This is a genomic window from Chryseobacterium soldanellicola (assembly GCF_900100115.1).
In the GTDB taxonomy this organism is placed as follows: Bacteria; Bacteroidota; Bacteroidia; order Flavobacteriales; family Weeksellaceae; genus Chryseobacterium; species Chryseobacterium soldanellicola.
The window spans coordinates 702,978-722,819 of record NZ_FNKL01000001.1; the positions used below are offsets into that span (position 1 = coordinate 702,978).

16 protein-coding genes are annotated in these 19,842 nt (G+C 36.7%); 2 read left to right on the forward strand and 14 right to left on the reverse strand.

The features are described 5' to 3' along the window. Positions 1-4 precede the first annotated feature (4 nt). The 14 genes from BLT04_RS02995 to tssO (BLT04_RS03060) form a co-directional block, all read right to left on the reverse strand. On the reverse strand, positions 5-352 hold the full coding sequence (locus BLT04_RS02995) for a hypothetical protein (RefSeq protein WP_089753519.1): 348 nt from the start codon (positions 350-352) through the stop codon (positions 5-7). Position 353: 1 nt separating this feature from the next. Further along, entirely contained in the window at positions 354-2,021 is a 1,668-nt protein-coding gene (locus tag BLT04_RS03000) for a hypothetical protein (RefSeq protein WP_089753521.1), read from the reverse strand. A gap of 6 nt (positions 2,022-2,027) precedes the next feature. Continuing rightward, a complete protein-coding gene (locus tag BLT04_RS03005; protein WP_089753523.1) occupies positions 2,028-3,965 on the reverse strand; it encodes a type VI secretion system Vgr family protein in 1,938 nt (645 codons plus the stop codon). Between the two features lie 67 nt (positions 3,966-4,032). Then, positions 4,033-4,887, reverse strand: coding sequence for a lytic transglycosylase domain-containing protein (locus BLT04_RS03010; RefSeq protein ID WP_089753526.1), 855 nt, complete (start codon positions 4,885-4,887; stop codon positions 4,033-4,035). 131 nt (positions 4,888-5,018) lie between these two features. Then, positions 5,019-7,514, reverse strand: coding sequence for an ATP-dependent Clp protease ATP-binding subunit (locus BLT04_RS03015; protein WP_089753528.1), 2,496 nt, complete (start codon positions 7,512-7,514; stop codon positions 5,019-5,021). Between the two features lie 274 nt (positions 7,515-7,788). Continuing rightward, the gene (tssD, locus tag BLT04_RS03020; protein WP_170828417.1) at positions 7,789-8,193 is read right to left on the reverse strand and encodes a type VI secretion system tube protein TssD; all 405 of its coding nucleotides are present in this window, start codon (positions 8,191-8,193) and stop codon (positions 7,789-7,791) included. A gap of 189 nt (positions 8,194-8,382) precedes the next feature. Then, a complete protein-coding gene (locus BLT04_RS03025; RefSeq protein ID WP_089753532.1) occupies positions 8,383-9,342 on the reverse strand; it encodes a hypothetical protein in 960 nt (319 codons plus the stop codon). A gap of 277 nt (positions 9,343-9,619) precedes the next feature. Further along, a complete protein-coding gene (locus BLT04_RS03030) occupies positions 9,620-10,426 on the reverse strand; it encodes a hypothetical protein (protein WP_139166205.1) in 807 nt (268 codons plus the stop codon). 32 nt (positions 10,427-10,458) lie between these two features. Continuing rightward, on the reverse strand, positions 10,459-13,419 hold the full coding sequence (locus BLT04_RS03035; protein ID WP_089753536.1) for a M23 family metallopeptidase: 2,961 nt from the start codon (positions 13,417-13,419) through the stop codon (positions 10,459-10,461). Between the two features lie 16 nt (positions 13,420-13,435). Then, the gene (locus BLT04_RS03040) at positions 13,436-13,939 is read right to left on the reverse strand and encodes a DUF4280 domain-containing protein (RefSeq protein ID WP_089753538.1); all 504 of its coding nucleotides are present in this window, start codon (positions 13,937-13,939) and stop codon (positions 13,436-13,438) included. A 93-nt stretch (positions 13,940-14,032) separates the two neighbouring features. Then, positions 14,033-16,432: a type VI secretion system protein TssR domain-containing protein gene (tssR, locus tag BLT04_RS03045; protein WP_089753541.1), complete on the reverse strand. Its 2,400-nt coding sequence runs from the start codon at positions 16,430-16,432 to the stop codon at positions 14,033-14,035. A 50-nt stretch (positions 16,433-16,482) separates the two neighbouring features. Beyond that, complete coding sequence (locus BLT04_RS03050; protein WP_089753543.1) at positions 16,483-17,391, reverse strand: PKD domain-containing protein; 909 nt, start codon at positions 17,389-17,391, stop codon at positions 16,483-16,485. A 48-nt stretch (positions 17,392-17,439) separates the two neighbouring features. Further along, positions 17,440-17,967: a type VI secretion system TssO gene (tssO, locus tag BLT04_RS03055; RefSeq protein WP_089753545.1), complete on the reverse strand. Its 528-nt coding sequence runs from the start codon at positions 17,965-17,967 to the stop codon at positions 17,440-17,442. A gap of 10 nt (positions 17,968-17,977) precedes the next feature. Continuing rightward, the gene (gene tssO, locus BLT04_RS03060; protein WP_089753547.1) at positions 17,978-18,514 is read right to left on the reverse strand and encodes a type VI secretion system TssO; all 537 of its coding nucleotides are present in this window, start codon (positions 18,512-18,514) and stop codon (positions 17,978-17,980) included. Positions 18,515-18,692: 178 nt separating this feature from the next. On the opposite strand from tssO (BLT04_RS03060), the gene BLT04_RS03065 reads away from it, so the two are divergent. Together BLT04_RS03065 and BLT04_RS03070 are read left to right on the forward strand one after the other, a co-directional pair. Further along, positions 18,693-19,364, forward strand: coding sequence for a response regulator transcription factor (locus tag BLT04_RS03065; RefSeq protein ID WP_089753549.1), 672 nt, complete (start codon positions 18,693-18,695; stop codon positions 19,362-19,364). Between the two features lie 138 nt (positions 19,365-19,502). Continuing rightward, on the forward strand, positions 19,503-19,793 hold the full coding sequence (locus tag BLT04_RS03070) for an HU family DNA-binding protein (RefSeq protein WP_027388329.1): 291 nt from the start codon (positions 19,503-19,505) through the stop codon (positions 19,791-19,793). Positions 19,794-19,842: the final 49 nt, after the last annotated feature.

A 19,842-nucleotide genomic window follows, 5' to 3' on the forward strand; every position in this document is an offset into this window, starting at 1 on the left:
TTATTTATGACAATCCAAAAAAATAGCTGATGAAAGAATGAGGATTGTCCGTCTGATAAAATATCATATTTAGAGTAAGCTGGTAAACAAAAACGATAAAAAGAATAACTAAAATAGCAACTAAAAAAGCTTTTAAACCTCTATCTTTTATTTTCCAACAAAAATTTATTAATAAAAATAAAACGGTAGTAAAAAATCCGCCAAATAATCCAATTTGCGTAATAATCGTTGTAAGATTTTTCAAATCACCTTCGCCGTAAGAATGCAGCGAAATATACCAGCACGTTGAAGCTATTGTCGCCAGAATAAAGATAATGAGACTGATTATTATTAATTTTCTTCTATTTTTCATGTTATTTTTTCATATATCCCGGATTTTTACCGGAGCTGAATGAGCTTTTCAGCCCTTCTTCCACTTTAGGCCAAAACTGGGTATGGCTCAGGCTGTGAGAGGCCATTGCAAGATAAGGAATAGTACCCGGCCTTTTTATTAAATCCTTAATTTCCTCCTCATCCTTAGCAGTTACAAGATCGGCATAATATTGTTGAACCAATGTATGATATCTTTCAAAATTTCCTCTTAATGTTTTAAGCTCTTTATCGAGATTTCCTGTTATAATATATTCTGCATTGTTGATATAATCGATATATTTTTCCAGCTCGGTCGGTTTAATAAACTGGCTCAGCAGCCTCATCAAAACTTCCTCTAAATTACCGTTGTGTACAGCCGCCGAAGCTCCTGAAATGAAATTTTTACACTGTGTCCTTTTATTTCTGCTGTGATACGGGTCTTTATCAAAGATCGGAACATCTAAAATTGGTAAGCTTTTGGTCTGTTTTACCGGATTCCATGATGTAACTTCAATTGAATCTGTAATTCCGGCATTGGCTCTGAACAATTTTGCCAGTAATTTTAAAATATAACTGTCTTTAACGCCACTTTTAATATCAAAAAGAACATTTAAAACTTTCATTCCCTGTGTCAGGTTTAAGTTTTTTGCCCAGGTTATTTTATCATAGCTTCCTCCGTTTGCATAGTTTTTATGCACATCATAAGTCCATTGTAAAAATTGATTCAAAAGACTGATGAATGTATTTTTCTCGTTCGTTAAATTCGCATTATCAAGCTTTATGGAATTGATATAATTAATAAACTCTGCAGTAATCATATTGATCCCCAAAAACGCTTTTGCCATCTCAGCCCATGCGGCAACCGATTTACTTTTAGTAGGAAAACCTTTCAGATATTTTGTTATAGCTTCTGTATTTACACTTTTCAGGATTTTTATTCCTCTGTCGAATTTATCCATTTGGAAAGCTTTGATCAAACCTTCCAAATTCACCAGACTAAAATCTGCAATTAATTGCTGTGTTAAATCATATTCATTATGAACATTGATGATTTTACATTGCTTATGCAATTTACTGTGATTAAGCTGATGCTTATGCTGAAAAAACGGAGTCGATAAATACGTGATGCTCTTTACTTTCCAGTTTTTAGGATATTTTGAATCTGTTGAAATAAGCTCCGTGAACTGATTAATTACATTTCCACCATGCGAGTGCCCGATCAAATGAATATGAACCTCCTGATTTTTCCAGAATTTGTACACTCTTAACAATAAATCCAGAAGTCTGGCTGCTGCAAGGTTTCTTTCTTTGGTATCGTTATCTCCCGACCAGCTGAAGAAGCTTCCTTCAATATGAAGATTGAGGAACTGAGGTTTTAATTCTTTTATTTTATTCCAGAAGTTATCTTTACTGGCCTGCCAATAATCTGTATTAGCCTGATGTTTCAGCCCTGTTGTGTTGACGGGATCGGTTGTTCCTGCCACAAACATGACAACGTCATAGATTTTGTTATTTTTGGGCGGAGCTCCCTGTTTACCGTATGTTACGCCACTTCCTTTTCCCTGCTGAATGACCTGGCTTCCAACATTTTCAATCACATCTTTTGCGTAAGAAAGGTTATTTCCTCCGGTTGTTTCTATGATATCTCCACCTACGAATGTCTGTTTCATAATTCATCAATGGTTTTTAGATTTCTCTCCGGAATTGTTTTGCACTTCTTTATCAGAATGTTGCTCGTGGTTTCCTACACTTTGGGTAGTTATTTTCCCGTTGCTTGTTTTTATGCGGTCTTTCTCGGTGTGGGATTCTTTATTTCCCTGAATATATTCCACCATTTCTCCTGTAACATTAGTGATAAAATTGGTTCCTACATTCACCATATTAAGCATTCCGATGTTGGCATTTCTGTTCATTCCTGCGATTTCGGAAATATTCATACCAACGTTGGTGTTCATATTTTCTACAACATTGATATTCATATTTTTACAATTAAATGTCATCGTTTCAGGAGCAGTAATCGTGATATTGCTTCCTGTGGTGTCCAAATGAATTTCATTGCCCGATTTATCTGTAATAATAATGCTTTCATCTTCTGTAAAAACAATTCTGTGGCCGCTTCTTGTCTGAATAGACTTCACTCTGTTGTCAGTTCCGCCGCCAAGCGCTACTCCACCGTGGAACATCCCGCCCATTACGAAAGGTCTGTCGGGATGGCTGTGCACGAAATTCACCATCACCTGGTCTCCGACTTCCGGAATCGCGACATAGCCTCTGTTTTGAGAAACCTGATCCGTTCCGCCGGCGTCAGGGCTCATCATTCTGATAAAATGGGTGGTATCGTTATTCTGCCAGTCGAATCTCACCTGAACTCTTCCCTGTCCTTCCGGATCTGCATTGGAAATTACCGTTGCAATCTGTGGCTCTGCTTTTGGGGTTTTAAATTCCGGTTTCGGTAAAAATCCGGTGTCCGAAGCAATTCCTTCAAAATTTCCTGTGTAATGCCCGATTGTATCGATTTCATGGGTAATTTCCGTTACCATGATTTTAGTGAAATACGAGCTTTCATTAGTATCCACTTTTCTCATCTGGATATCTGCAATACATCCCGGATGTAAGAACGGAACGGTTGTATTTCCGGATAATGAAAATACACTTACGGCTTCACTTCCCGCCGTGCTTCTTTGAGAATATTCTACATCAAGATGCGTTGTAGCCTTGATCGGAGCTACCTGAAGTGAAGGCGTCTTATAAATTTTATCGTTATGCGCGTACGCTGTTTTTGCTAAATCACCAACATGCTGAATCGGCGTTTCGCCTGAAGTTAATTTTTCGTTTTTACTGCTGTTGTAACCGTAAAACTGTGGTTTTGTGTGCACCGCTTTTAATTCAACCTGAATATCATTAGCATTGCTGCCGTAAATTAATTTGATCGGCTTATTCTGAGCAGGAAGCTTCCCGAAATGAAGCACTTCACCGTCATAATAAAACTGCTCGCCATAGGCTTCCGCCATTCTTGCCAGATAGTTGTAATGCGTTTCATCGTATTGACTGCTGTAAATGATCTGAGAATAATCATTCGTATCAATTCTTACATCAAAACGGCTTTTGTCAATACCTTGTTTGATGACTTCTTCCGCAATGATTCCCATATTAACAGGCTGAGCTCCTCCAAAACTCTGAATATGAGGCGCACCGTCCAACAAAATTGTAGGACTGTATCCCGATAAAACAATATTTCCGAGACTCATTCTTTCCTGACTGAAGCCAACTCCCGTGATTACTCCCACAAAAGTTCTTTCCGGACTGTTGTCAATATCTTTGTAAGAAATAACGGCTGTTAAACGTTTTCCAAGGAATTTATTGGCCTCTTCCAGCGTATGCGTTTGGCGGTCGCCCAAAGTATCATGAGCTAACGTCAACGTAAACTCGTGGTGACGTTTTGAGCTTTGTTTTAACTTAAAATGCTTATAATATTTTATAACCTTACCTTCTATTACCAAAGATAATTTTACCAGCCTGTTAATTCCTGACTGATGGTTTTCAGAGATTCCGTCTGCATTTTGAGAGGGACGGAACGAAGGCGTGCTTAGTATATTTTGTGATTCTGTTTTCATATTACCTGGTGTTTGGATCGATTAAACATTATCGCTTAGTGTTCTGTTTTTTCGGTGTTATTTGGCTTTATTTTATTCCTTCTTTGATTGATCTTGTAAGGATTTTGTTTTTTCTTAATAAAAAATCGGGCATTAAATCTGTTGGTAAATACAACGTGCTTTCTCCTTTATTTTGTAGTTCTTCTGTGATTCCGGGGTTCCATGCGAGAATTTTGTCGACATCGATGTCTAATTCATCTGCAATGACTTTTAAGCTAAAACCGGCATTAATTTCAGTTTCAGAAAGTCCGCCGTTATCCTGCTTGGTCCCGCCGTTGACCAGAAAAACCGTGTTCATCCGGGAAGAATTGTAATTGCTTAAAACACTTTGTAACTCTCCCGTTGCGAAACACGCATTCAGATATTTTTTAACGTGATTGATCGTTTCCTGAGGAAGATATTTATAAAAAACATGATATTGTGTTGAATTTGCAGCAGACATCGCCTTTGCAATATTTCCTTCACCGCAGTTGTATGCAGCGACTACAGTTACCCAATTGTTATATTTTTTATACAAATTTGCTAAAGAAACCGTCGCCGTTTTTGTGCTTTTATAAAGATCGTTTCTGTTTTGTTCCGAAAGCCCGTATTGATTGGCGTGAGAGGTCATAAACTGCCAAACTCCCACTGCTCCGGCTCCAGAAGTGATATTTCTGTCAAAATGAGATTCAATTAATGCTAAATTTCTCAAATGTCTCGGTAATCCTTTCTGAACCAGTGAATATTCAATAAAGTCAACGATTTCTTTATTAGCATTAATGATGCTTTTATATCTTTTCACGCTGCTTTCCGAGGTGTCGGATGCGGTAAGAAACTGTGCGTTCACGAAAGGTGAAGCCAGCAACATTGTGAAGAGTATAATATGTTTGAAATTTGGTTTCATTATTAATTTTTAACTAAGAAAATAATTTTTGAATATCCGTTTTAATCATAATGCTTTTTTTAAAGCAAAGCTCGCAAGGATTTCTTTAATTATATCAATTACGGATATCATAAAATGATTTATCTTTTATTTTATTCCACTTTCCAGCTTATTTTATTTTCTTCCGGATTCCAGTCTACATGAAGTGTTTGTCCAGATTTCACTTCTTCTCTCACGATCATTTTTGAAATCGGTCTTGCCAATTGCGATCTTATCACTCCGGAAATTTGTCTTGCTCCGTATTTGCTGCTAAATCCTCCTAAAGCTAAATTTTTCACTGCTTCATCGCTGATTTTCAAGATCATTCCTAGTCTGTGAAGTGAAGCGTGGAGTGATTTTAACTGAATATTAAAAATTCTTTCCGCAATAGATTCCGTGATCGGTGCAAATGGAATAATTTCTGTAATTCTTGCCAAAAATTCCGGTCTGAAACGTCCTGAATTCGACATAATCTGCATTAATGAAGATGATTCCGGAACTTTTCCTTCTTCAAACTGCTTTACAATTTCTTCGCTTCCGATATTGGACGTAAATAAAATCAATGCATTGCTGAAATCTCCTTCTTTTCCAAGCTTATCATGTACTTTTCCTTCATCCATGATCTGTAAAAAGACATCAAAAACCGAGTGATGCGCTTTTTCAATTTCATCAAATAAAACAACCGTGTAAGGCTGTTGTCTGATTTTATTCACCAGCATTCCGCCTTCTTCGTAACCAACATATCCCGGAGGCGCACCATATAAAAGTGCCGCCGAATGTTCTTCTTTAAATTCTGACATATCGAAACGAACCATCGCTTTTTCGTCATTGAAAAGCAGTTCCGCCATTGATTTTGCCAGCTCGGTTTTTCCTGTTCCTGTCGGTCCCAAAAGGAAGAACGAACCAATCGGCTGTCCCGGTTTATTTAATCCGCTTCGGTTTTCAACAATCGCATCAGAAAGGATCTTCAACGCGTGATCCTGACCAACAACTCTGTTCAGCAAAAGGCCTTCCATATTCAGCAATTTTTCTTTTTCCTGAGCCTGGATTTTTCCGATCGGAATGTTTGTTTTTGCGGCCATTACCGCTGCCAATTCCAGACGGTCAACCTTTTCTCTTTTCTTTGATGCGTGCTGTATAAGTTCGGCAAACGTTTCTTCAATGATTTTCTGAATTTCTTCAACAGGCATTGAATTGTCAATTTGCGGTTGCTCACTCAAAGAACCCCACAAAATCGGACTTATTTTATCTCTTAATAAATTATAATTCCAGATCAATTCATCTGCTTTGTCTTTTTCGTCTAAATATTCTTCGTTTTGCAGCGCTTCATACGTTGTTTTCCAGCTTTCCAGCTCTTTTTCCGAAAGCTCGTCAAGCATTTTGATTGCTGCCATCGTTCTGTCTAGCAAATCGATTGCTGCATCGGGCAGTTTTTTACCTTTTGAATATCTTTTTGCCAAACGGACACATTCCGGAAGAGCCGTTTTTTCAACTTCAATTCCGTGGTGCTTTTTATAGCCTTCCAACAGAACGTCGATCATTTTAACGCACGTTTTTTCGTCCGGCTCATTGACCGTTAAAACTTCAAAACGGCGATTAAAAGCCTGTTCAGGCTCAATTATTTTTCTATATTCTTCCTGAGTCGTGGCTCCGATAACGGTGATTTCACCTCTTGCCAATTCAGGTTTCAATAAATTAGCAACATTTCCGATGCTTCCTTTCGGATCTAAAAGCGTGTGAATTTCATCAATAAATAAAATCGCTTTTTCGATCTTTTTACATTCATTAATTACTTTTTTAAGACGGTCTTCAATTTCTCCTTTGTAGGAAGTTCCAGCCAATAAAGCTCCCGTGTCCAATTCTAAAAGAGTTCCGTTTTTTAACATTTCGGGAACATTTCCTTTAATAATTTCAGTGGCAAAACCTTCTACCAAAGCGGTTTTACCGACTCCCGGCTCACCAATGATGATTACGTTTGGCTTGCTTCTTCTGCAAAGAATTTCAACTAACATTCTCAGCTCCTTATCTCTTCCGATAATATTTTCAAGGTCGCCTTTTCTGGCCTGTGCCGTTCTGTCTACACAATAATTTTTAATCGAAGGAAAAGCATTATCCGAATATTCAGAACCATTTGAAAACAGGGAAGAAAATTCGCTGTTTTCAGAAGATTCGTAAGGCGTGTCTTTTCTGTATAAATTAAAAATCTCGTGTTCTCTGAGCGGTAACGACTTCAATTGCTGCAAAGTAAAAGCAACCTGCGGCTTTACAATCGCCGTCAAAATACAAACCGGAGTGATCTCATCCAAGCCTAATTTTAAACGAATATCATCTGCTTCCTCCACAATAGCATCCACAAAATCGTCTGCCCCTACCTCATCGGGAAGGTGCGTGGTTTTGGGATAATCCTCAATTCGCACGTCTGCCCATTCGTAGAAATAGCCGGGATCTTTATCTATGCTTTTTAAAAACTCATTAAGACCGATATCTTTGTGCATCAAAGCCTGTAAAATATGCGGTCCGCCGTAAGTTCCGTTGTAATTTTCCCTTGCAATCGACTGTGCAATGTGAAAAAGCTGTTTTACGGTCTCATTGGTTACTAGTACTCCCATTGTATTTTTTCTCAAAAATTAATATTATATCTGGTTTTGGTGTATTCTATCAAATAGTTAAATTTAATCAAAAATTAATCCATTATTATTAAAAATTTTAATTCTTTCACTAAGATATTAGTTTTTTTTCACAACATAAAATATGTCTTATCGATGTGACATATCAATATTATTCAAAGCATAGGAATTAGTGCAGCAGATATATTTTTTAATGGTAAAAAGACCGCCTTTCAAGGGACAGTCTTTTCGTATGAATGTTAATTGTTTTGCGTGACTAGCTTGTTGGCCATAAACCTTCGAATTTCGAATTTCCGTAATCGATTATTTCGGCACTTACAACAAAGCTGATCAACATGCTGTTGTCGTCTACTGCATCGAAATCTACTTCATGTTGGATCACATAGCCGTTTTCCCACTTCAGCGTGATCAGAGTACCTTCTTCGTGAGATTTGTTAAATGTTATTTCACCTGTTGTAGGCTTGTATTTCCCGTTTAGTAAGCTTTCTAAGATGTCTGACTTTTCAGTAGCTTCTACGGTAACTTTGATTAATGCGTTTGAAGGGTCTGATGCTACTCTTCCGGATACGTCTGTAGATCTTGAAACGCTGTAGTTTAACTTTAATAATTTTTGCCCTTCACCGCCGTTGAATTTTAAGATTCCTCTTGAATTTGCTGCCATGATTTGTAAATTTTAATCGTTAATAATATTTTGTGATTCAGTGATTGTGATACAAATATAAAACCGTAATTTATTTTTTAAAAGCTTTTAAACAGCAATTTTATTTTTTGTAGTAATTCTACGATTTGATGTCGTAATTCTACGATTTTTGATTTAATACTATTACTTAACTATTTAGTAACATGAATTTTACATCATTTCATTAACAATTATTTCAGTTGTGTATTTTACACTGTACTGAGAAATAAAGTAGGTAATTACCAGCTCTTTAATCATTCCAGAATTTGCATCAAGAATATATTTTCCATTAAAATTTTTATCTTTTTCTAACTTTGTGATGAATTGTATTAAATTAATCTCATCTTTATTATTGTTATTATCAACTTTTTGTTGAATGCTAAGTAAAATATCATCATCAATCTGATAATTGAAGAAAGATTTGCCGTTTGTAAACCGACTTCTCAGCGAACCGAAAAAAGCCTTGATTAATGTATCTTCTTTCATCCGCTGATCAAATAAATCTTTATTTAATGCGATAAATTCAAACTCTTCAATGTAAATTCCTGCATATTTATCCGGAAAAAGGTCAGTCAGACGTTCTTTAATATTCTTGAAATGATCAATTGTTCTCTTTTGAATGCTGATTTCTAAAACTTCGCCAATTTCGTTGGTTTTTACCTCAACCGGATTTAATAAACGCATAGATTCCGCCGCAAGATCTGCCATCATGCTTCCTTTTTCTTCTGAAAAATTATTTCTGAAAAGATGAAATATGTGATTATTATCTTCGGTTCTTATCCATTTTATTGAAACAGTGTAAGAAATTCTATTAATATCTGTTATATTTTCAATTTCTTTCGTTTCATTGATAACAACAGAAAATATTTTACTGAAATTTTCAGGATTAAAATTAAGCTTTGGGTTTAATTCCGGAGCTTTAAAAGGTGCATCGTTTCTGCTGTTATATTCTCTGATCTTTTCAGCATCCGGGATCAGCAGTCTTTTTCTGGGAATCAATTCATCAAGAATATAATCTTCCTTTGCACAATGTTGATTGTGAAATTCTTTAAGGTATTTCGGGTTTTCGAGTTTAATTTCTTCAGATATGCTTTCTAGTGTTTCTCCGGAAAGTATAAAATGAACGGTCATATTGTTTGTAGTTTGGGAATAAGCAATTTAGTCCAAAAATTTTATTTCACAAAATCAATTCTGTTACATTTTATCTGGTGAAATATTATTTAGAAGTTAAAAAATAAAGCATAAAAAAACGGTCAATAAAAATTATTAACCGCTTTGTTATGATGATAATAAGTAATATGATGGTTTTGTTTTTAACGCAAAGTCGCAAAGATTTTTTAACAACTGACTGCTTTTAAGTTCACAAAGGCATTCTACTCAGCTCAGCTCGGAAAGATATTTCCAATTGTTAATCTGCACTGTAAGTAATCTTTCTTTTAATACCGTCACTTTTTTGTTCAAGATCGATGTTGGTGACACCGCCCGGATAATCCATTTCTATATTGATGGTTTTAGCATTAATAGTGTATTTTACCTGCATCAATCCGCTTTCGTTTTCACTAATATTCATAGAATTTGTCTTTTTCGGAAGCTCTTTAGACAGGAATTTCGAATCCTGAACGAGGCCTTTATTAACAATCTCATTATAAACACTTTGCAAAGTTCCCGACGCGATCATGCATTCTTCTCCTGTTACCATCTCTCCTTTTACTTCTTTACAATCGGTTTTGGAGGCTACTTTTTCAACAGTTTTTTTGGTCGTTGGTTTTATGCCGCAGGTCTGTAAAATATTGACTTTACTGAGGATATTTTTATCATAATTAGCAATCTTAGGACTTTCCGGGTCTAAGGTAATATCCTGCAGCTGGTTGGATGAAGGTAAAAATTCGAGCCAGGCAACGGCATTTTCTACGATCTGCTTTTGGCCGGGTGAGTCGGATAGGTTATTTTTCGTATATAATTCAATGGTGATTTTATCTTCAGAAATATTTTCTACTCTGATAAAAATATCTTTAAATTTTTTAACTGCTTCTACATCACTTGATAAAACTATTTCACGCAATATATCTTCACATGTATATATTTTATTTGATTCTGAAACTTTTGCTTCATTTTTTGCAGTATCGATTTTAGCTAAAACCTGCTCTGATTTATTTGGCCCTTTTTTACAGCCAAACATGAATAAAATAAATACTATTAATGTTATCCTTGTCATTTTTACTCTTAAATATGATTCTAATTTATAATTTATTCCGCAGCCGCATCAACAAATCTTGCTTTGATACCTTTTAACGAATCTCTGTACGAAGTCTGAGCCGTCGTATCGGTTGCATTAAACCAACGGGCATAATTTCCGTTGTATTTGATGATATATTTTGCTTTATATTCCATTCCCGCGAGAACGGAAGGTAATTTAACAAATTCTTTTTTCTTATCCGTCACCTGGGCATTTCCTCCGGCCCCGCTTAATCCTTTTCCTTCAAAAGCACTCCATGTTCCGACCGGCTGCTCGACAAAAAGCGTGGAATCCCAGCCATAATACGGCGGGTCGCCAAAAACTTCCATTCCTCCGGTTCCGCAGTTCTGGTATTGTTTTGATTTAAAATGCGCTGTTTCCAGCCTGTACATTTTTTCAACAATGGTCACAAGGTCTTTTCCGGTAACATCCACTTCTTCTTCCGAACCTTCCCATTTCCATTTCCAGGTTTGATCTTTATACTTTTTGTAAAGCTCTTCGATGGCTTTTTTCCCGTCTTCTTCAGTAAATAAGTCCTCATTTCCGGTATCTTCCCCGAAAGTATTTCTGTAGCCTTCTTCAAGAATATCAACCGAATCCACAAGATCGCCTCTTCGTTTGTATTTGTTGTCGCCTGTCAAGATATGATTTTTCTCCATATCAAAACCTAATTCTCCAGAATAATGCTCAAAATGGATCATGTAAATCGTATGTCCGCTGATCACCGTAATGCCTACGAGATGGCCCGTAACGCCCAATTCCTGGCCCTGGGTCACTTTGTCGCCTTCTTTTACTTTTTTCGTGGCGGGATCAACCTCGCCGTAATTAATGATAAATTCACGGCCGTCATTTGTGGTGTGATGAACTGCGATATAATCTGTCTGCGCATAAAAAGGTGCTGTTTTTAAAACAACTCCATCTGCAATTGCAACAATGGTGGTTTTTGGCTCAGTATATAAATCTCTTCCGGCATGTTTTCTTTTTCCGCCGCTTCTGTTGGAATTAAAAGTTGTCATGTTATTACCCTGGCTTGCAGCCCAATAGTAATGCTCGCCCCAGGTTTTTTCCTTATCGTTTTCCGGCTTTACCAGCAATGGGAAAATGATGGCTTTGGTTTTTCCGACCTCGAAATATTCTTTATCTTTTTTAAGAAATTCTTTATCATGCTGTTTTTCGCCTTTTGCCTGTGCCTGTAAGAATAAAAATTCGTGTTCTTTTTTATAAGTGGCAAATGTGATTTTTTCTCCTGCAGCATAAGCTTTTACCTGCAATGCTGCTTCCACATCTTCTGCATAGGCAGTTTTTCCTTCTGCAAATTTAGGATTATCGGATTTTCCTTCTTTGGCATTTTTCAGAACAATTCCGGCAATTTCTTTCTTGTTTTCGGCGGTAATCGTGGTTGCATTTTTAAAAGTATAAGTATATTCTCCTTCTTTTTTTCCTTTATTTAATTTTTCTTTCCATTGTTTTAAATCTTCATCGGATTTTGGTCTCAAATGAACAGGAATTTTCACAATACCATTCTCAATCGTGCCCGAAAACTGTGTTTTTTCCGTACCCTGAACTTCTTTTGAAGTTTCTTCCATTTGCTGCTCGGTAATTTCAAGCATTGGTAATACGGCGTTTGGTGCACCTTTGAAAAGTCCGTCTTTCTCTTTAACAGTAATTGTTGCCTGTTTTCCATTTAAACCTGAAGCTTTGGCAATAAGATAAACTTTGGCTTCAAGCGGAGCACTGTTGATTTTCTTAAATTCGGGACCTAATTTATATAATTTAAAAGTAATGCTTTCGCCTTTATTATAGCTATCTTTTGTAAGAGCGGCCTTAATGATATCAAGCTTGCTGTATTTTTTATCTTTTATAACCGCTTTATCGGTTTTATCTTTAATAATTTTAGCAACATTATCTTTATTAATATTCTGATTTCCGCTTCCTGAGAACGTGTAGGTCTGGGTTCCGGCTTCTTCGTCGGTTTTCAGCGTAAATTCTTTTTTAGCGAAATAAGCATCAATTAAATCTTCCGCTTTTACTTCCTGAACAATGCTTGTCGTTTTGCCTTCAGGCTTCTGAGGGGTCGGCTTTTGATCAGGCTTTACGGTTCCTTTGGATTCCTGCCAGTCCCAAAGCTCATTCCACCAATCCATTGCTTTATCTACAATTCCTTTTTCTTCTTTTTGGGAAGCAGGTTTCTGCTGCGCCGGTGAACCTTCCGCTTTTTTGGGAGTTGTGGTTTGAGAAGCACTTGCTGCAGGCTTTTGAGGCTGAGATTGCGGTTGTTGAGGTGATTTATAATCCGGATTTTTAACCGTTATATTTTGTGTATCGTGCTTTTTATCTTTGTAATATTCTACAGTGACATAAAATTCCAGTTCCTTTGGATCGATCTCGCCTGTCGTAGCTTTTTGGATTAAAGCTTTCGTTAAAACAAATTCAACACTTGCTTCTCCATTTTTCCCTACAATGCCTTGTCTGCTGTCTACAAAAAGATTCTTTGCATTGTGACCATCACCTTTTGCATCGTCTTCCCAAAGGGTAAATAATAGCTTTTCACCTGTAAGATTGACGCATTTTGCCTTAGCCACCAGCTTTTCCGTATAGCTGAAAACCGTGCCTTTTGAATCATCCACATAAAATAATTCAACTTTATTAATTTTTGGAATTTCAGCAGGTTGAGGAGTGATATCAATTGTGCTCGGGCCTTTTCCTTCTGCATCATGAAGATAAGCTTCAAGCCGGTAGGTATGCTTTGATGCAACCTCCCCAAAAGTGAAGCTTCCGTCGCCCTTTTTTGTAATATTGGTGGTCGTAAACTGCCCGTTGGAACGTTTTTTTGACAATTCCCAGGTAACCAATGCGGGATTGCGCTGTTCTTTTGGTGTTGCAGGATACCATTCTGTAACTGTATAGACTGTTTTTTCACCTACTTTTGGGGTAGGATTTCCGGATATTTTTGAAACTCCCTGTTTTGACATCGTAGAATTTTTAAGGTTAATAAGCGTCTATTTCACTTTCTTCTACGGTCTCTTTAAAATCATCCATTTTCACAAGCGGATTGATGTGATGCACCGTTTTGCTGTCTGCATTTTTCACATTCTGCTTGCTCATTTCACCGCGTTGGCCATGATCTTTTATTGTAATTTTTCCTCCGACCGTGCATTGAAGCTCTGAAGTTTCTATTACAGCACGTTTTCCCATGATTTTTACTTTTTCATAGGTTTTCTGCCATTTTCCGGCGGGCGCGTATGAACAAGGCAAATAACCGCTCGAACTGGGCTTTAGCTTACACTTTCCAAAGCTCGGCCCGGCAGGGTTGAATTGCAAATCATCTTCTGTAACAGCAAGATAATCTGCGCTACCAGCGGAATCGTTCCAGTAATGTTGCTGATGGGTGGTTACTTTGTGCTCAGGAAACTGATCTCCCTGATCGCACTGAGATTTGCCCTTCTGGACGACAAAATGTTTGCCGTCCTGAGATGATGCTTGAGTTGACATATTTATATGATTTGGGTTCTACTAAGGTAGAAAATTTTAAACAAAAAACGAAAAAAGCAGAAATAATTTTCTGCTTTTTAATATTATAAGTTATTAATGTTTAGTATATTCAGGTTCTTCCGTCGGCAACATTGTAGGCATGAAGTATTCATTCAACCAATAAAATGTTTGTCCGTTTTGCTGGATTTTTACTGCCGGGTTGTTTCTGTATGTCAGCATTCTTTCTGCTAAATTTTTATAATGACGGAAATACGTTCTTGCCGTTTCATTAGTCACGATTTTCGATTTTTTCCAGCCTTTAAGCTTGTATTTAGACATTAATTCTTCTTCAGAATTGTCAAAGCCCGTACTTATTCCTACTGCATATGACATAGGTTTTTCATAAAGATCACCTTTATCTAAGAATTTCACGGTAGGATTGTATTTTTTAAGGATAGCGATGTACTCTCTGATCGCTGCGGCCTGGTTGAAATCTGATCTTTCGGCTCCGGTTTTTTGATAAACTTCCGTATAAAATGCCTTTAAATTATCATATTCTGTTTCTGAAATCAGGATTCCTTTTTCTAATCCCGGCTTGAAATCTTTCAGTTCTTTAGGAATATATCCTTTTACTAAAAACGGACTTCCGTAATTGATCAGCTGAGCTGCAATTCCCGCAGGAACAGGGTTTGTTAATCCCGGATACAGATATTTATACTTCAAATCAACATCCGTTCTACCTGCTCCAACTGATGAATGGAAATAATCATTCAAAGATTTATCTAAAGTTTCGTTATCCAGAGTAACCTGTGAAATTAAGCTGTCAACTGATTTTTTAAGATAACCCGGAGTTGCAATATCCCCTTTTTTAGGGAAAATAACAAACCCCTGAGACATACTTTGCTTCGGATAATCTAAAGAGAAGAATCCAGCATCACCTTCAATCAGGCTGAAATTATTTTTCGTTAAAACATCATTTTGATTAATAATTTTCTGTTTCTTCAATTCAGCGATATTTTTTGCCGTATTGGTCACAACATTTTCAGCCATTAAAACAAAATCATTGTAAGTATCTGATGATCTTGCACTTGTCTGGAACATAATAATTCTAGCCTGCGCCTGGGTTAAAGAATTGATCACGCCGTACATATTTCCGCTTTGGCTGGCAGAAGTTCCGACCGTAATGACAATATTTGTTTCATCAGGAACGTTGGAAAGGAGGTTTCCGGCCGCCATTAACCCTTCATTAACAGGTTGATAACCACTGTTGCTAGGGCAGTTCATCTCATTTGTTTTCTGATCAATGAAAGTCGTGATCTTACTGTAATCTGTACTTAAATTTGAAACGGAAACATTATCTCCGCAAGAATTATTTTTATATAAAACTACTCCATATTTCACGGTATTGAAATAAGACGGTTTCTCGAATCTAAGCTGCAAATCCTGCAGTAAAGACTTTACAATCGGAGCATACGGAGCATTTGGAGCACTGATATCCAATGCAAAAACGATGTTTATTTTTTTATTTTTTTCTGTAATTTCTCTGTAACGATCAAAGTAAATCGGTTCTCCCAAAACATTGAAAACATAATTTTTACTGTAATCTAAAATATTCGTGAAATATTTCGTTTTAGAATCCGGAGTCGGAGTTTCGTTTAAAGCTAAACTTACCGGATAAATATTTTCAAGCGCTGTTCTTTTGTTGACGTCTGTCAGAAGAATCGCGGTTCTGTTTTCTGTTTCGTTTCCACCAGGTGAACCTTCGTGAAGGCCTAAAGCGGTTTCCGTAACGCCTGTCGTATTTTTCATTTTCACGGCAGAACGCTCTCCCCATGCTGAAATCACGTTTGAACTCACCCATCCGTACAGACTCGTACTGATACTGTCCATATCAACAGATGGCTTTTTTCCGACCAAAAATCTTTTGTTGTTTTCGGCCTGCTTGTAGACGTAAACGATTTGTCCGTTCGGGATTTTTACATCGGCCTGTTCGATCAGACTTGGTGAATTAAACACCATAATCGAATCATTTTTATAATATCTTTCAGAGCTTCTGATCACATCACTGTTACTCGGAAGAACGGCAACTCTCACCGGGAAACCTGTTTTTTCGCTTTTCAGAGAATTGCTCCAGAGAAGAAGATCAGATTCCGGGATCCAGCCGTATGTTTTGATTTGTTTGGACGAAACTTTTTTCATCAGGGCATCAGGAACATATTCTGCTACCTTTACCATCCCGTCTCTGCTTTTTAAAACCATTAACGGCTCCAAAAACTTAACTTCTTTATATGATTTTTCGTCACTTTTATCTAAATAAGCCGTATTTCTGGATCTGTCCGAAATTGCGATCCACGGCACTGATTTTTTAGGAAAACCATTGACAACAGGTGAATTATCAACCTGCCCGTATTGTGACGGCTCCGGAGTTTTTTTCGATGGCAGTTTGACCTGGCAACTCGTTAACAACACTGAAACTCCTATGTAATATGCTGCTAGAGGAAATCTGTTTTTCATCCTAATTTATCTTTAATGATTGGTGTGTTCAAAAAAATCTGAACGGGAAATTATTTGCTTTGGTTTATATCAACTTTGGTTACACAGTTCTGTGCATCATCAAAATTCACTTTTACGGTCTGGATCACATTGTTTTTATCAAACTGAAGACCTGCACAATACATGTAAAAGTTATTCGCTTTGCTGTCGTTTACTTTTACCACTGTATTTTCGTTGTTACACAGATATGTTTTCAGAAGATAATTGTAATGCACGTTGAACCCGTTTCCGTTGGCGATCTGCTGTAAATGATATTTAAAATCATTATCAATTTTAGCATAAGCATCTTCTACGCTTACTTCTTCTTCCAAAGCGTCGTAAGCAGGAAGGATTTTGATGTGGTGTAAGATCGGCTCAATATTTTCATCCGTGAAAAGCGTAACAACGTAATCTCCGGGTTTTTTGTAAGAATAAATCGCCATTTTTTCTTTAGCATCGATATTTCCTGTTTCGCCAAATTTCCAGGTAAACTGCTTGGCATCGGAAATAGCACGGAACTGCACATTTTCAAACTGCATAGCCTGGCTTTGCGCATCGATCGTAGTGATGATTTTTGCAGTGTCTTTCGGCTTCGGAACGCTTCTCGCAGAAACCATTACCGGAAAAGATTTAGAATATTTATTATCAATAATCAATGTTACCTGATAATATCCCGGCCTGTTGTAGAAATGGATTCCGCTGCTTTTATCAGATGTAGTTCCGTCTCCGAAATTCCATCTTTTTGTTTTTGCAAACTGGGTTTTATCTTCAAATAAAAGCGTATCTCCCACTGCTACCGAAGACGGATATACCAGCCCCACAATATCGTCGGCAGAGTGTATAACTTTCTTCTGCAGCCATAGCGCAACCAATGCTGCGATAAGCAGAGCCGCAATAACACCGATGATAATGTTCTTTTTGTTCTTTTGAAAGTAATTCATAGTTAATGATTGTGTGATGTGTTTTATATGTAATTTCTTCTTCTGTGATTACTGATTTCTGGCTTTTAAGGCATTTTCACGTTGAAAAAGCTGATTTTTCTTTTCTTTAAAGCCAATGGAGCATTCTTCAAACTGTTTTTCGAAGCTTTTTATGTTTTCAGTTTTACTTGAAATAATTTTTTTGTCGTTGAAATACATTTTATAAAATTTTGCGATCTGTGGAAAACCTTCTTTTCTGATATCAGAAGTATTGTTGTTATTTTGAAAATAATTGGCAACATCATTGATGCTGTACATGATATTATTTTCCACAAAAGGCTGAGGCGTTTCGTCCGTAAGACGGTTGATCTGTGAAAAAGTGCTGTCGAGCAGTTTGTATGTGAATTTTTGTTGTTGATCAAATTTTGCCTTTTCATCAAGATTTCTTATAGAAACAATATCTTCATCTGAAAACGGTGATTCAAAACCTTTCAAAAAGATCACGCCCAGAAATATAAGAGCTGCCAAAAGCATTAATATCAGATAAAAAAACTGGTAATGCCTTTCTTTTTTTGATAATGTAATGTGTCCCTGCATAGCTTAGTTTTTATTTTCTTCTTCTGCTTCCTGTAAATTTTCTTGTAGGATCTATTCGCAATTCGTTGTTTGCAATGCCTACTTTGCCTCTGCATTCGCTTAAATCACGAAGTGCGGCCTGCTCTTTGTAAGAAACATTCACGATCTGATTTTTCAGAGCCAGCATCGGTTCTATCTGCTTCATCAGGATAGAATAATGCTTAAAATTGTCTGCGCTGTCTCTTCCCATGATGTTTTTGGCATCCCGTACGTTGTCCATGATATAGTTTCTCAGGAAAATATCATTATCCACCTTGTTGATATCAAGCTGGTCCATTCTGTAAAAAATGCTGTCTACATGAGTTCTGAGCAGGTCGCTGCGCGTCAGTAGCTCCCGATAGTCATCTGCCTGTTTCTTAATACCTTCCCGCTGAATATCATAACTTTTAAAAAAGAAAAATACACAACAGAAAGAAACTGCTGATAACACGATAAAAGATAGAACAAACTTCCAAATGCCTACCCTGACGTCTGATTGGTTTAATTTTTTCTCCCTATTCGAAGACATATACTTGTGATTTGTTTGGAGCGTGAATTTATAAAAAAATAATTTATGCACAAAATTTAAGTTTTTTAGTTAAAAAATAAACCAATGTTAATTAATTTAAGATTAATTTTCACTTTAATAAGATTTTCATAAATTAGACCTCAAAAATTTTAAATATCTACACCAAATCGATATTAAAATGAGCAAACTACTAAGCAATACCGTTAGATTTTCTATAGCAGACAGTGATTTTTATTTTAAGAAAATAATGATCAAAACGCTGCTTGAAAATCCGTTTAATATGCTGCTGAATGATTGTAACAACGGGCACGAGCTTATTAACAGAATCTACAGAAGGCAGGAAGATGTATTTATCATTGAGCTTTTTATGCCTGTTCTGAGCGGGATTGAAGCCATAAAATATATCAGAAAAAGCAACACCGAAACGCCGATTATCACTTATTCCGGGACATATCAGGAAGATATGGCGGAAATTCTTTCAAAAATTCCGAATATTTATTACTGTCAAAAGCAAAGCAGCGTCATCAAAGACATTATCAAGGGCAAAATAGCCTCTGACAGCTTCGATTACGCCACTTATTCCAAAAACTGGGAGCAACAGCCGCTTGCCGTTCAGGATTATATGGATCGTCAGAAAAAGAGCCAGGAAGAGCTTTCTTCGACCGAGATTCAGCTGATGAAATTCTGCTATGAAGGCTTCAGCAATAAAGAAATCGGCGAAAAACTGAATTTAAGCACGAGAACCATCGACACGTACATCAACAGGCTTACAGAAAAGCTCGGTTTGAAGACAAAACTCCATCTCATCCGCTTTTGCGTGGAAAACGGATATTACAATTCCAGCATGTAAAAAGCTTAATCATTTATTAATATTCACTTAACCTTACCATTTTTAGCTGCAGAAATAAAAATATTTTGCCACTAATTTGCTAGTATTCAATTTTTTTAACTAAATTTGCACACCTAAAATTTAAAATTAAAAAAGGAAATGACAAAGGCAGAATTGGTAAACACCATCTCAAATAAATTGGGAACAGAAAAGAATGAAACACAGAAAGTTGTAGAAGCTTTTATGCAGGAGATCAGGACTTCTATGTATAATGGTGATAATGTTTATCTAAGAGGTTTTGGTTCTTTTATCATTAAAACCAGAGCAGCAAAAACGGGAAGAAACATCTCTAAGAATACTGCGATTGAGATTCCTGCTCATAACATTCCTGCTTTCAAACCATCAAAATCTTTTGTTGAGAAAGTAAAGACGAAAGTTACAGTAAAGTAAGAAAATTAACTGAATATTAACTAGTTACTAAAAAATTATAATTATGCCA

Bases quoted from the DNA above. Each gene is read 5' to 3' on its own strand.
- BLT04_RS03050 (WP_089753543.1), bottom strand. From the start codon at position 17,391: ATGAATTACTTTCAAAAGAACAAAAAGAACATTATCATCGGTGTTATT.
- BLT04_RS03010 (WP_089753526.1), bottom strand. From the start codon at position 4,887: ATGAAACCAAATTTCAAACATATTATACTCTTCACAATGTTGCTGGCT.
- tssR (WP_089753541.1), bottom strand. From the start codon at position 16,432: ATGAAAAACAGATTTCCTCTAGCAGCATATTACATAGGAGTTTCAGTG.
- tssO (WP_089753547.1), bottom strand. From the start codon at position 18,514: ATGTCTTCGAATAGGGAGAAAAAATTAAACCAATCAGACGTCAGGGTA.
- BLT04_RS03030 (WP_139166205.1), bottom strand. From the start codon at position 10,426: ATGACAAGGATAACATTAATAGTATTTATTTTATTCATGTTTGGCTGT.
- BLT04_RS03040 (WP_089753538.1), bottom strand. From the start codon at position 13,939: ATGTCAACTCAAGCATCATCTCAGGACGGCAAACATTTTGTCGTCCAG.
- BLT04_RS03000 (WP_089753521.1), bottom strand. From the start codon at position 2,021: ATGAAACAGACATTCGTAGGTGGAGATATCATAGAAACAACCGGAGGA.
- BLT04_RS02995 (WP_089753519.1), bottom strand. From the start codon at position 352: ATGAAAAATAGAAGAAAATTAATAATAATCAGTCTCATTATCTTTATT.
- BLT04_RS03015 (WP_089753528.1), bottom strand. From the start codon at position 7,514: ATGGGAGTACTAGTAACCAATGAGACCGTAAAACAGCTTTTTCACATT.
- BLT04_RS03070 (WP_027388329.1), top strand. From the start codon at position 19,503: ATGACAAAGGCAGAATTGGTAAACACCATCTCAAATAAATTGGGAACA.
- BLT04_RS03025 (WP_089753532.1), bottom strand. From the start codon at position 9,342: ATGACCGTTCATTTTATACTTTCCGGAGAAACACTAGAAAGCATATCT.
- BLT04_RS03005 (WP_089753523.1), bottom strand. From the start codon at position 3,965: ATGAAAACAGAATCACAAAATATACTAAGCACGCCTTCGTTCCGTCCC.
- BLT04_RS03035 (WP_089753536.1), bottom strand. From the start codon at position 13,419: ATGTCAAAACAGGGAGTTTCAAAAATATCCGGAAATCCTACCCCAAAA.
- tssD (WP_170828417.1), bottom strand. From the start codon at position 8,193: ATGGCAGCAAATTCAAGAGGAATCTTAAAATTCAACGGCGGTGAAGGG.
- BLT04_RS03065 (WP_089753549.1), top strand. From the start codon at position 18,693: ATGAGCAAACTACTAAGCAATACCGTTAGATTTTCTATAGCAGACAGT.
- tssO (WP_089753545.1), bottom strand. From the start codon at position 17,967: ATGCAGGGACACATTACATTATCAAAAAAAGAAAGGCATTACCAGTTT.